Origin of the sequence: Pseudomonas sp. AFG_SD02_1510_Pfu_092 (genome assembly GCF_003331055.1) — a bacterium.
GTDB lineage: Bacteria > Pseudomonadota > Gammaproteobacteria > Pseudomonadales > Pseudomonadaceae > Aquipseudomonas.
The window spans coordinates 69,999-82,989 of the sequence record NZ_PUQD01000001.1 but is presented as its reverse complement, the minus strand read 5'-3'; the positions used below and the strand labels follow the sequence as shown (position 1 = coordinate 82,989).

Here is a 12,991-nt window from a genome sequence, read left to right as displayed (position 1 = left end):
CTTCAGGCCCCCGTCAGGTCGAACGCTACATACCGTCATGAGACGGTGCACTGGCATCTCATCGACCCGATACCGGAGATATGATCATGAACAGTAGCTTTGATGAATGCATCTCGGAATGCATGCGCTGCGCGCTGGCCTGTGAAGTCTGCGCGTCAGCCTGCCTGCGAGAGCAGGACGTAAAAATGATGGCTGACTGCATCAAGCTGGACAGGGATTGCGCAGATATGTGCAAGCTGGCGGCTACCTTGATGACACGAGAAAGCATGCTCGCCAAGGAATTTTGTGCGTTGTGCGCAAGGATTTGCCGCGCCTGCGGGGAGGCGTGCGGTAAGCATAAGGCAGACCACTGTCAGCATTGCGCACAGACCTGTTTGGCCTGCGCTGCATCCTGCGAAGCAATGGCTGCGTAAGCGTTTTCGCCCAGTCAGCTTTCCATGCGCCTGACAAAGGATATGGATACGTCGTTAACCGTCTGGCTAGGGAGACGGGTAGACCGCTGATGTTGAGCATGCGCTCTGGCGGAGCCTAGCTTGGGCAGCCATTCACCAAGGCGCTGCCTTACGGATCTGATGACAAAAAAGCCCGCCTCGGCGGCGGGCTATCAGATGTCTCCCAGGGGAGGCTGTAGGCCAACAAGTCTCGGAGCAAGCATTTGTAGGATACGCCTCTTGGCTCACGCCCACCAGCCAGCTTCGGCCGGAGCGAATGGTTCTACGTCGAGGGCATTGGAAACGGCTTATGTAGGCCCCGTCAATTGGCAGGGCAATCCGCAAAGACAAAGCAGGCCGATTATCCCCTGGCGGTATACCCCCAGGCAGAGTCAAAGGCAAAGCTAGGGGGGAAATCTAGCGGGTACCCCGATTTGAGGGCAGAATCACCAGCTTCACCTACGTTGCACTGGGTTGAGGGGCAGTTTGAAACTGCTATCTAGCGCGACAGCGACCATCGCCGCCATGAGCAAGAGCACAGGTGCGCCTTGAGTACTCAGCACAAAGGCCGTAGCAAACGGCCCCGTGGCCTGCGCCAAGACCATTGGGCGAGCTAATGCTCCCATGCGTGCGCGATACCCTTGCCAAACAGCACCAGAGGCAAGATGACTCTGGCAATAGTGAGAATCCCGATGCCGGCGCCCTACAGCGCTGCTGCAGGGAATGCCAGCCAAGGCACGCCAGGAATGAATAAGCAGATGCCGATGAAGCTCACCAACACGCCGGCACGGCCGACCAGGTTGGGTGAAGATGCCGAGCAAGCGAGAACTCCAATACTCTTGCCACCACCTGGGCCGGCCCAAGGACCATCCCCACCGCCAACACCGTGACCGTTGGAAGGCCAAGTTCCTTGAGCGAGGTGAGAAGATGCACAGAGAGGGTGGCCATGACGAAGGCAATGACCGTGAGTAGCCCTGCAACGAACCAGAAAAGCCGGCGGGCGCCATCATCGTTGAGCGGCGACTGAGCCTGCTTGGTGCTGTAGTCGGGAGGTTAACCTCATCGCCGGCGCACAGTATCAGAGGTAAGCCATGGCGCTGTTAAAAACAATGTCCGCTGAGCGTGCGTCAGCTCTGGCATACGCTTGGCCTTCCGTTACCTGTTGATAATCTATGCTATACCTTATGTCCAGCACACCTCATACGTTTAGTGAGGAAACGCGCGCTAAGGGTCAAAAACAGTATGGCTCGACTTACATGCATGATCCCTGGCTCTGTTTTCATGACTAAGTAGCGGGCGATCAACGCTTCTCAAGCACATAGCCCACACCGCGAAGCGTATGGATCAGCTTCGTCTCGAAAGGGTCATCGATCTTGGCTCTAAGTCTTCGAATCGACACTTCTACAACGTTTGTATCGCAGTCGAAGTTCATATCCCAGACCTGTGAGATGATCTGTGTGCGGCTGAGCACCACGCCGGTATTGCGCATTAGGTAGTGCAGAAGTGCAAACTCTTTCGTCGTCAGATCAATACGCTGGCCGTCCCTGAAGGCCCTGTGACGGCTCTGGTCTAGCTCCAGGTCAGCGACACGAATGATCTCCACAGATGCAGGGTGTTCAGACCTGCGCATTAAGGCGCGAACCCGGGCTAGCAGTTCTGGGAACTCAAATGGTTTGATCAGGTAGTCATCTGCACCGTTCTCCAAACCCCGGACCTTATCTGCCAAACGACTTCTCGCCGTGAGCATCATGATGCGGGAGGGGCAATTTTTACGCCTCAAAAGCTCAAGTACCTGCCACCCATCCATTTCTGGCAGATTGATATCAAGAATAATCAACTCGTATTCGTGTTGCTTGGCTAGGAATAGCCCATCTGACCCGGTATGCACGCAATCGACGACATAACCGCATTCTGTAAGGCCTTGACGCACATATTCCGCAGTTTTTACTTCGTCCTCAATTACCAGAATTCGCATGGGATTTTGTCTCGATATCACTGAGCAATTAACCGCGCACGCGCGCCGGCATTATTGAAAGGAATGGTAAATCAAAATGAGCTGGGTGGGGCCTAAATGACGGATTTGTAATTTCCAGGTAATATGATTGATAGTCTGGAGGTATATCTTTTCGCGGTTTGGGTTCGACAGGTGCGGGCCCTCTCTCCAATAGGTAATTTGACCTTATGAAGTATGTGGTTGTTTTCTTCTTTGTGTTGAGTTTGTTCCGTTCAGATGACGGCGAAGTTACTCATGTCGAGGAAACTGGTCATTGGTGCAGCCATGAGTTTCACCGGCATGCAATGCGTACACTCGAACGGTTGATTGAATTTTAGGTAAAAAAAAGGCGCCCAAAGGGCGCCAAATATCCACCTTTTACCAAAGGAGCACTTAAGCCACTCAAGGTGAATTCGTAATGCACATTTTTCTGAAGAGACCAGTTTACGAATAAACTGATCCCCTTAGAGAATCACAGGATCGAAAGCGGGTACTCAATGATCACACGAGTTTCATCCAGATCCGATTCGAATGCAGTGGCACGCGTGGTGGCCTGGCGCAACCGGAAGGACAGGTCTTTTGCTGGACCAGTTTGCACGACATATTTAACCTCTACGTCACGCTCCCAACGTTTCTGATTGGTGAGCGGATCACCGTTGGCGTCGGTGCGCATGTAGAACTGGTTGGCGTTCGAGTAGTCTGCGCCCGAGCCTCTAGCGTAGCGGGTCATGAACGTCAGACCAGGAATGCCGTAGCTGGTGAAGTTCAGGTCGTAGCGCAGCATCCAGGAACGCTCTTTCGGCGAGTTGAAGTCGCTGTACTGGATAGAGTTGTCGACGAAAATCGAGTCTGACTGACGCAGGTAGTCGAAATCATCGTCGCCGTTGTTGCGTTGGTGCGACAGGGCCAGGGTGTGAGCGCCGTAACGGACCCCGACCTTGGCACTCCAGATATCGTTGTCAAACTCGCCTAGGCGCTGCTTCCCTTCATCCACGGCTTTGTAATAGTTGAAGCCGCCAATCAGCGCAAGGTCGTCATTCAGTGGATAGGCGAAGCTGGTGCCAGCGTAGTACTGGTTCCAGACTTCTTTCAACTGACTGGCGTATACGCTCACGGTCCAGTTATCGTTGATCGCGTAATCACCGCCACCGTAGCCTACCCAAGGCGAGTTAACCGGGCCACCGTAGAAAGTTGCGAAGTTATCATTCAGATTGCTGGAGACCGGCTGGCTCATCGCATGCAGTCGGCCACCCTGCAGGGTGAGGCCCTGGATGCTGGTGTTCTCAACGGTCACACCGCGGAAGCTTTCAGGCAACAGGCGCGAGTCGCCTGATGCAACAACTGGCGTCGACGGGAAAACATCACCCACTTTCACGACCGTATCAAACAAGCGAACTTTAGCCGCCCCGCCAACCTTGGTGTATTCGTCGCGAGCTTCGCCTTTGTTATCAACAGGCATGACGTCGAATGAACTACGACCGCCGTTGCGCCCGTCACCAGTATCGAGCTTAAGCCCTATCATGGCAAAGGCATCAACACCAACGCCGACCGTCCCTTGGGTAAAACCAGAGTTGAATTTGGTGATGATCCCGTGCGCCCAGGCCTCGGAGTAGCCATTGGTGTTGCCCTTGCCGCTGTTGTAAGTGGGAGCTGAGCTGTCGCGGTTATCACGATTGAAATAGAAGTTGCGGTTGAGCACTGTAAGGCTGCTACCTTCGATGAAACCTTCGGGCTTATCTTCAGCTTGAGCAGTAACTGCATAGCTTCCAGACAGCGCCGAAACTGCCGCCAAATACAGTGGTACTTTGATTTTCATCCGATGCTCCTTTGATTTACGGCAGTTTTTATTATGTTTCCGGCGCGGGTGTCGTTATAAGTTCTGAGCCGGCGGCGCGCCTCGCGTAGCGCCGAGCTCATATTTGCAGGCGGAAGATAACGGGATGGTGATAGGAAAATTACAATTTCGTCATCTGGTCGTTATTTTGGTCATTGACGCCGCATGCTAGCCATCTCTCGCGTTCGCAATGAAATTCGGTGGTTCGACTGTGTCATCAGCGTTTTCGGGCATTACAAGCTTTTCTTACGAAATTGTAATTTTCTAGCCACCCCTCTGATAGCTACCGCTCTTTAGAGTGCCATCACCTAATCCAGTGGGGCTTGGCAGCTATTTCGGCGTTCTGGCCAAGCTAACGAAGTTTGTGCACGAGGACCAAGAAAGTGCTCCGGTATAACCGCAATGTCTTATCCAAGACCTACGTCTCACCGTGGAAAATTGCCGCTCTCTGTGCGGTGATTTCCGGGTTGCTGGCACCCACCGCATTTGCCCAAAGCATCAGCTTGCCCCAAGCGCTGTCGACGGCAATGGATGCCAACCCAGACCTCGCGGCGGCACGTCAGGAAATCGGCATCGCGGACGGTGCGCGCAAGCAAGCCGGGCTGATTCCAAACCCCGAAATCTCGTATGAGATGGAGGACACACGGCGTAACACCAGCACAACGACCGTTACGCTAAGTCAGACCTTGGAGCTCGGTGGTAAGCGGGGAGCCCGCGTAGATGTCGCCACATACGGCCAGAGTGTTGCACAACTGGAACTGGACCGACGCGTGAATGGTCTGCGTGCAGACGTCGTGCAGGCGTTTTACGCTGCATTACGAGCCCAAACCGGACTCGACCTCGCTAAACAATCCCTTGAACTTACTGAGCGCGGCCTTCGCATTGTCGATGGTCGAGTTCGCGCAGGTAAATCTTCACCTGTGGAGGCTACCCGCGCCCAGGTTCAACTGGCTGAAGCCCGGTTGCAGGTCCGTCGCGCCGAAACGGAAAAAGCGAATGCTTACCAGCAACTCGCCCAAGTCACGGGGAGTTCTGTGACCATATTCGATCGCCTTGAATCACCAACCTTGTCTCCTGGCTTGCCGCCGCGCACTGAAGAGTTGCTGGCAAAGCTCGATCAGACTCCGGAAATGCGGCAGGCAGTGGTGGAGATTGATAAGAGCGATGCCTCGCTTGGCGCAGAAAAAGCTCAGCGTATTCCAAACCTCACGGTAAGCGTGGGTAGCCAGTACGACCGCTCGGTGCGCGAGCGAGTCAATGTCGTTGGTCTGTCCATGCCTTTGCCGCTGTTTGATCGTAACCAAGGCAACATTCTTTCCGCTTCTCGACGTGCCGATCAGGCCCGCGACCTGCGTAACGCTGTCGAGTTGAGATTGCGCGCCCAAACCCAAACCGCGCTGAACCAGTGGTCCACCGCCATGCAAGAAGTTGAGTCCTACGACAAGACCATTCTGCCCTCAGCCCAGCAGGCCGTGGATACCGCAACCCGCGGATTCGAGATGGGGAAATTCGGCTTTATCGAAGTACTGGACGCCCAGCGCACCTTGATCCTTGCTCGTGGCCAGTATCTCGACTCGCTGGCAGCGGCGACCAATGCGCGTGCGCAAGTAGAAAGGGTTTATGGCGAAGTAGGCTCGACCGCCGGCGCACGCTGAACGGGGCATACATTTTTCTCGGCACTCGGCGTTTAAACCTGCCGGTGCCTACGATCAGCAGGAGTAGCAATGGAAAACAAACGCAAGATCGCCCTCGCGGTAGCCGCTGTGGCAATCCTTGGATTTGGCAGCCTCGCCTGGAACAGCAGTTCCGATCAACAAGCGGCGACTAACGCAGAACATGGTGCTGACGATGGTCATGGCCATGACAAGAAGGCCGGATCAGCTAACAAAGAGAACAGTGAAGCGGAGCATAGTGAAGATGGGCACGGTGAAGAAGGTCATGGCGAGGAGGGCCACAGTGAAGAGGGCGGTGAGGAAGAAGGTAAGCTAACCCTTAGTGCTGAACAGATCAAAGCAGCTGGCGTGACTCTGGAATCGGCAGCGCCTCGTGATTTGGGAACCGTCGTGAGCTTCCCGGGTGAGATTCGTTTTGACGAGGACCGCACTGCGCACGTTGTTCCTCGCGTTCCAGGCGTTGTCGAAACAGTCCAGGCGAATTTGGGTGAGTCCGTCAAGAAGGGTCAAGTCCTTGCGGTGATTGCCAGCCAGCAGATCTCTGACCTGCGCAGCGAGCAACAAGCCGCTCAGCGTCGTGTCGAACTTGCGCGCGTGACTTTTAGCCGAGAGAAGCAGCTCTGGCAGGACAAGATTTCTGCGGAGCAGGACTACCTCCAGGCTCGCCAGGCGCTGCAGGAAGCCGAAATCTCTCTGGCCAACGCCAAGCAAAAAGTCAGCGCGATCGGTGCCTCGGTCAATTCGGTAGGCGGTAACCGTTACGAACTCAGGGCTCCCTTTGACGCCGTAGTGGTGGAGAAACACTTGACCGTCGGGGAAGTCGTCAGCGAGGCGACTAACGCCTTTATTCTGTCCGACCTTAACCAAGTTTGGGCCACTTTCGCTGTACCGCCTACCGATTTGGCCAAGGTCACTACCGGCCGCGCCGTGAAGGTTTCCTCACCTGACATGAACGTGGAGGTCGAGGGCAAGGTGGGTTATGTCGGCAGCCTGTTGGGCGAGCAAAACCGAGCAGCGACCGTCCGCGTTACGTTGACCAATCCCAACGGGGCCTGGCGTCCTGGTCTTTTCGTGAACATCGCAGTCACGTCCCAGACTGATCGCGTGGCGGTGGCTGTCCCGGAACACGCCGTGCAGACCGTTGAGGACAAACCATCGGTCTTCGTACGCACCGCCGAGGGCTTCGACACCCGCCCAGTAAAGCTGGGCCGCCGTGACAGTGGGTACGTGGAAATCACGGACGGCATCGAAGCGGGCGCTCAAGTGGCTACCAATGGCAGCTTCACACTCAAGTCTGAGCTCGGCAAAGCCTCTGCCGAGCACAGTCACTGATGCGAACTGACAGGATGATTTCTTATGTTTGAACGTATCATCAGATTTGCCATTGAACAGCGGATCGTTGTAATGATCGCTGTCCTGATCATTGCCGGTATCGGCATCTACAGCTACCAAAAGCTGCCGATCGATGCCGTTCCTGACATTACCAACGTCCAGGTGCAGATCAACACTGCAGCGCCTGGCTATTCCCCATTGGAAACCGAGCAACGGATCACGTTTCCAGTTGAAACGGCCATGGCTGGTCTTCCAGGTCTTCAGCAGACCCGTTCGCTGTCTCGCTCGGGCCTGTCTCAGGTGACCGTGATTTTCAAGGACGGCACCGACATCTTCTTTGCCCGCCAGCTGATCAATGAGCGGCTACAGGTTGCAAAGGAACAGCTGCCAGAGGGCGTAGATGCCGTCATGGGCCCGGTCTCAACCGGCCTCGGCGAAATTTTCCTGTGGACCGTTGAAGCCGAAGAGGGCGCGGTCAAAGAAGACGGTACGCCCTACACGCCCACCGACCTGCGGGTAATCCAGGACTGGATCATCAAGCCTCAGCTGCGCAACGTACCTGGCGTGGCAGAGATCAATACCATCGGTGGCTTTGCCAAGCAGTTCCTGGTTGCGCCGGATCCGAAGCGCCTGGCTACCTACAAGTTGACCCTGAATGATCTGGTAGCCGCGTTGGAAAGCAACAACGCCAACGTAGGCGCCGGTTACATCGAGCGTAATGGTGAGCAGTTGCTCATTCGTGCACCGGGCCAAGTCGGCAACATCGAAGACATCGCCAACATCGTAATCACCAGTGTGGATGGTGCACCGATTCGCATCAGCAACGTCGCCGACGTCAGCATCGGTAAGGAGCTTCGTACTGGTGCTGCCACTGAGAATGGCCGCGAGGTCGTGCTCGGTACAGTATTCATGCTGATCGGTGAGAACAGCCGCACTGTGTCCCAAGCTGTCGCAGCGAAGCTTGCGGACATCAACCGTACTCTGCCAAAGGGCGTGGTTGCGGTCACCGTTTACGATCGTACCAACTTGGTTGAAAAAGCCATTGCGACGGTGAAGAAGAACTTGGTTGAAGGTGCGATCCTGGTTATCGCCATTCTGTTCCTGTTCCTCGGCAACATCCGTGCAGCGTTGATCACCGCGATGGTGATCCCGCTGTCCATGCTGTTCACCTTCACAGGGATGTTCAATAACAAGGTCAGTGCCAACCTAATGAGTTTGGGCGCACTCGACTTCGGCATCATCGTCGACGGGGCCGTGGTCATCGTGGAGAACGCGATCCGTCGATTAGCACATGCGCAGCACAAACATGGCCGTATGCTCACCAAAACCGAACGCTTCCATGAGGTCTTTGCTGCTGCCCGCGAAGCGCGTCGGCCACTGATCTTCGGGCAACTGATCATTATGGTGGTGTACCTGCCTATCTTCGCCCTCACCGGCGTGGAGGGCAAAATGTTCCACCCCATGGCATTCACCGTTGTGATGGCGCTATTGGGTGCAATGATCCTCTCCGTTACCTTCGTGCCGGCAGCGATCGCCATGTTCGTCACTGGCAAGGTCAAGGAGGAAGAGGGCGTTGTTATGCGCACTGCGCGGCTGCGTTATGAGCCTGTGCTGCAGTGGGTGCTTGGGCATCGGAATATCGCTTTCTCCGCAGCAGTAGCACTGGTCGTTCTCAGCGGTGTACTTGCCAGTCGCATGGGGAGCGAGTTCATCCCAAGTCTCAGTGAGGGGGACTTCGCTCTTCAAGCCTTGCGCGTACCTGGTACTAGCCTCAGCCAGTCGGTGGACATGCAGGAGCGTTTGGAAAAAGCAGTCATCGAGCAGGTACCGGAAGTTGAGCGTATGTTCGGCCGAACCGGTACGGCTGAAATCGCCTCTGACCCAATGCCACCGAATATCTCCGATGCTTACGTCATGCTCAAACCAAAGGACCAATGGGCCGATCCCGACAAGTCGCGGGAGGAGCTCATTGCCGAGGTTCAAAAGGCGGCAGCCAGTGTCCCGGGCAGTAACTATGAACTCTCCCAGCCTATCCAGCTTCGTTTCAACGAACTGATCTCCGGGGTGCGCAGCGATGTTGCGGTGAAGGTTTATGGTGACGACATGGATGTGCTCAACAGCACGGCCAATAAGATCGCCGCAGCGCTCAAAGCGGTACCAGGCTCCTCGGAGGTCAAGGTTGAGCAGACCACAGGTCTGCCAGTGCTGACCATTAACATCGACCGGGAAAAAGCAGCACGCTACGGCCTGAACATTGCGGACGTGCAGAATTCGATCGCGATTGCTGTGGGTGGTCGTACAGCGGGAACGTTGTACGAGGGTGATCGCCGATTCGACATGGTGGTGCGCCTGCCTGAGGCTGTACGCACCGACGTCGCGGGTATGTCTAGTTTGCTGATTCCTGTGCCTGCCAATGCGGCTCAGGGCGCTAATCAGATCGGTTTCATTCCACTTTCGCAGGTCGCTAAGCTGGACTTGCAGTTGGGCCCGAACCAGATCAGCCGCGAGAACGGTAAGCGCTTGGTTATTGTAAGCGCCAACGTCCGGGGCCGTGACCTTGGGTCGTTCGTTGATGAGGCGGCATCTACCTTGTCAACGAAGGTGGAAATTCCAGCAGGCTACTGGACCAGTTGGGGCGGCCAGTTCGAGCAGCTGCAGTCGGCAGCCAAGCGCCTGCAGATTGTGGTTCCGGTAGCCTTACTGCTGGTAATGACCTTGCTGTTCTTGATGTTCAACAACCTGAAGGACGGCATGCTGGTCTTCACCGGTATTCCATTCGCTCTCACTGGCGGGGTCGTGGCCCTTTGGCTGCGTGATATCCCGCTCTCGATCTCGGCAGGGGTAGGCTTCATCGCACTCTCCGGCGTCGCGGTACTGAACGGCCTGGTGATGATTGCCTTCATTCGCGGATTGCGAGAAGAGGGACGAACGCTCAGGCAGGCAGTCGATGAAGGCGCACTCACCCGACTGCGACCAGTGTTGATGACAGCCTTGGTGGCGTCCCTGGGCTTCATCCCAATGGCCTTGGCCACCGGTACCGGTGCGGAGGTTCAACGGCCTCTGGCTACAGTGGTAATTGGTGGGATCCTTTCCTCCACCGCGCTGACTTTGCTGGTCCTGCCGGCCCTGTATCATTGGGCACATCGCAAGGATGAAGACGGCGACGAGGCAGAAGCCGTAAGCTGATCCCCCCAGATACAAAAACCCACAACACGCGTTGTGGGTTTTTTGTTTTATATGAAATAGATGCACTTACCTTTCAAAATTGTAAGTTTCTCGTCATGCCGGTGATGCCTCTGCGTTGCTAAAGTTACGCCCGAGATGATTTGAATTTGAGAGGTTCCTATGAAAAAGCTAATTGTTGCTGCTGCACTTGTTATGTTCTCGATGGCTTCGCAGGCTTATACTTACTCTGAAAGCAAGCAGCTGCAATACATCAAGGAGCATCAGACTGCTGTAGCGAACTATGCCGAGAGAAATGGCAAACCGATGCCGGAGATCCAGGACTACAATTACGGCATGAAGATCGATGTTGCGAAATTCGTGCGTCAGTCCCAAGACCCGCGTACCTGCCAAGTTTACCCGCGATTGATGACCTTCGAGGACTCTCAGGGTACGCTTAAGACGGTTCGCTACTCCATGTACTCGCAATGCATCAACAACAAGTAGTAATTGCTGTGAGTAGAATACTTAGAGAATTCATAAATGCCAGGCAGTGCCTGGCATTTTTTATTGAGCTCGATGAACGTCATTTAGGCTAGATGCCTTAATGACTGCCCCTGGGTTAGCTGTGAAATAAATCTCAACTACACAACAGTAATGTCTTTCAACTGCATAGAGCAGTTTATAGTCTTGCCCCCCAGAAGGGACGAGTTATGAAAAGTTCGCTTGAACGCCCAGATGACCAAGCAGAGCATGAAGGGCTGAGCCATGAGCACGACGGCATCTTTGGCATGAACACCGAGCTGGTTTTCGCGCTGATCTGTGGTGCCCTGCTCGGAGCCGGAGCGCTCGCAGGAAAACTAGGGCTGATCGACTGGCTGCCGCTGGTTCTGTACCTGTCTCGGCGTTGCTCCTGTCCGGTCGGATCAATGAGGTTGGCCGAAGGATCACCAGGGCGCCGCCGCGAGCGTTGATACTGCCAATCATCGGCGTCGACATCATCTATGCCGGGGTGTTGATGCAGAGGCCTCAGAACCAGCGAGATGTCGTTCAGGCCTGGTTGAATGTGCTCAATCGGCCCCTCTGATCTACCCTGGTCGCCGCTCGAATTCCTCGGAGTTCTACAGCAGCGGGAAGTCCGAAAACATCCAGTACCCAGCAAAGTGGCCTCGTGACAGCTCATTCTACCTGTCCCGGCGCTTACTCGACAGCAATGCTGAGCTGCCTGCCAACCTGGGCTGTGTCGAGATCACCGAAGCGAACGCCAGTCAGCTGTTGCTGTGCCGTTGGAAAGACGCCAAGCAAGGTACCGAAGGTCTGGTCGGAGACAGTAATGCGGAAACGCCTCGTACAAACGAAGGTAAAATTCCAGACACAAAAAAAACCAGGTTTTACCCTGGCTTTTTTGTCGATTGCTTTCGTCATTTAAAGTCCTATTTAACCGCCGTTTAGTTATCGGCTTGTTCCTTACCATCCTTGCTTTCTTTCTTTTGCTCTTGAGCGACTTGTTGTTTGTTCTGGTCCGAAGAATCGTCGCTCCATAAGCGAGCCTGTTCATTTCGGAAGTTTTCCTGGAACTGTTTCGCTCGTTCGTAACCACCTTCAGCGTAAGCGGTACCCACGAGACCAAGCAGCAGGCTGCCAATAGCGATAGATTTGACAAATTTCATTGTGTGCCTCGGTTCTTACTAGGCCTGCCTGACTGACGGCCTTTGTTGGTTTGTAGTTTAGGAACGCGAAGCTAACGACAAGGTGAGTCAATAATTACAATTCCGTAATTTAGGCGGCTGGCCGGATGCGCCCAATCTGCAAATCTGGAAGGATCATGTCTATCTCGCTTGTGTCGAGGCTGACTTCAAACTGTTCCGTAAATTACATTTTTGATATCTAACAAAATAAAACCGTGCGCCGTCACCGGCCGCTCTAGGAGATAGCCATGAATGACATAGAGCCTTGGTCAGTTGCCATCGGTGACTTCCGCCGAAGCACTGAAAAACTCACTGTTCAGCTCGATGAGCTGGCCTCCCAGACCAGGGCCTGCAACGCTGTTCTGGAAAAGTCGAACGAGCTGGTGGAGGAGGTTGACCTTGTCAGTCGGCAGATTCAGGAGGAGGTACGAAAGGCTGAGAAAGCCTGGTCCAATGCCGAAGAGGTCGTCATCCGCGCTGCGGCAGAGGCATATTCCGCTGCCGCTCGTGGAGTCGAGACCGCCATCCAACCGCTGATTTCGGAGCTTACTGCCGCGACAAAATTAGCGGATGCCTCGATCCTGGAGCTAAAGCGGGCACCGGTGCTGGCCAAACGTTATGTCATGGTGGTGGCGACAGCATTCTTCATCCTGGCACTGATCTGTGTGTACTCGACCATGCAGTTCATTGAGGCCGCCGGCAGTGTGAGCGCTCAGGAAAAAGTGAATGCCCAATACTTCTCCCACCTGTGGAGAAACGCCAACCCAGAAGAGCAAAAGATCATAAAGTCGGTAATTCTGCGGTCACCTATGGACCCTGTGGTGCTTAGGCACTGAGGCATTGCATAGACAAAAGGCCCGTCGATTGACGGGCCTTTT

General features: G+C 54.8%; 9 protein-coding genes and 2 pseudogenes. 8 read left to right on the top strand and 3 right to left on the bottom strand.

Annotation, left to right across the window (positions count from 1 at the left end):
- Positions 1 to 86: 86 nt before the first annotated feature.
- Complete coding sequence (locus C6A77_RS00410) at positions 87 to 413, top strand: four-helix bundle copper-binding protein (protein ID WP_085982928.1); 327 nt, start codon at positions 87 to 89, stop codon at positions 411 to 413.
- A gap of 1,318 nt (positions 414 to 1,731) precedes the next feature.
- Here the strand turns inward: C6A77_RS00410 and C6A77_RS00400 are convergent.
- Positions 1,732 to 2,406 (bottom strand): heavy metal response regulator transcription factor, encoded by a 675-nt coding sequence (locus tag C6A77_RS00400; protein ID WP_013974882.1) that lies wholly within the window; start codon positions 2,404 to 2,406, stop codon positions 1,732 to 1,734.
- Positions 2,407 to 2,896: 490 nt separating this feature from the next.
- Positions 2,897 to 4,240 (bottom strand): OprD family porin, encoded by a 1,344-nt coding sequence (locus tag C6A77_RS00395; protein WP_013974881.1) that lies wholly within the window; start codon positions 4,238 to 4,240, stop codon positions 2,897 to 2,899.
- Between the two features lie 401 nt (positions 4,241 to 4,641).
- Here C6A77_RS00395 and C6A77_RS00390 point away from each other — a divergent pair, with 401 nt between their 5' ends.
- The 6 genes and pseudogenes from C6A77_RS00390 to C6A77_RS26145 form a co-directional block, all read left to right on the top strand.
- The gene (locus C6A77_RS00390) at positions 4,642 to 5,913 is read left to right on the top strand and encodes a TolC family protein (RefSeq protein WP_080563836.1); all 1,272 of its coding nucleotides are present in this window, start codon (positions 4,642 to 4,644) and stop codon (positions 5,911 to 5,913) included.
- Positions 5,914 to 5,982: 69 nt separating this feature from the next.
- Positions 5,983 to 7,263: an efflux RND transporter periplasmic adaptor subunit gene (locus C6A77_RS00385; protein WP_013974879.1), complete on the top strand. Its 1,281-nt coding sequence runs from the start codon at positions 5,983 to 5,985 to the stop codon at positions 7,261 to 7,263.
- A 24-nt stretch (positions 7,264 to 7,287) separates the two neighbouring features.
- Positions 7,288 to 10,449 carry a CusA/CzcA family heavy metal efflux RND transporter gene (locus C6A77_RS00380; RefSeq protein ID WP_013974878.1) on the top strand — a complete coding sequence of 1,054 codons (3,162 nt, stop codon included), beginning with the start codon at positions 7,288 to 7,290 and terminating at the stop codon, positions 10,447 to 10,449.
- 159 nt (positions 10,450 to 10,608) lie between these two features.
- Positions 10,609 to 10,932 carry a DUF2790 domain-containing protein gene (locus C6A77_RS00375; protein WP_013974877.1) on the top strand — a complete coding sequence of 108 codons (324 nt, stop codon included), beginning with the start codon at positions 10,609 to 10,611 and terminating at the stop codon, positions 10,930 to 10,932.
- A gap of 206 nt (positions 10,933 to 11,138) precedes the next feature.
- Positions 11,139 to 11,327 (top strand): annotated as a pseudogene (locus tag C6A77_RS00370) (hypothetical protein); the annotation flags it as partial.
- Positions 11,315 to 11,787 (top strand): annotated as a pseudogene (locus C6A77_RS26145) (phospholipid carrier-dependent glycosyltransferase); the annotation flags it as partial. The pseudogenes C6A77_RS00370 and C6A77_RS26145, both read left to right, overlap by 13 nt.
- An 86-nt stretch (positions 11,788 to 11,873) precedes the next feature.
- Here C6A77_RS26145 and C6A77_RS00360 read toward each other — a convergent pair.
- Positions 11,874 to 12,095, bottom strand: a complete 222-nt coding sequence (locus tag C6A77_RS00360; RefSeq protein ID WP_013974874.1) for a hypothetical protein — start codon at positions 12,093 to 12,095, stop codon at positions 11,874 to 11,876.
- Between the two features lie 266 nt (positions 12,096 to 12,361).
- Here C6A77_RS00360 and C6A77_RS00355 point away from each other — a divergent pair, with 266 nt between their 5' ends.
- On the top strand, positions 12,362 to 12,949 hold the full coding sequence (locus C6A77_RS00355; protein ID WP_013974873.1) for a hypothetical protein: 588 nt from the start codon (positions 12,362 to 12,364) through the stop codon (positions 12,947 to 12,949).
- The last annotated feature ends 42 nt before the right edge of the window (positions 12,950 to 12,991 follow it).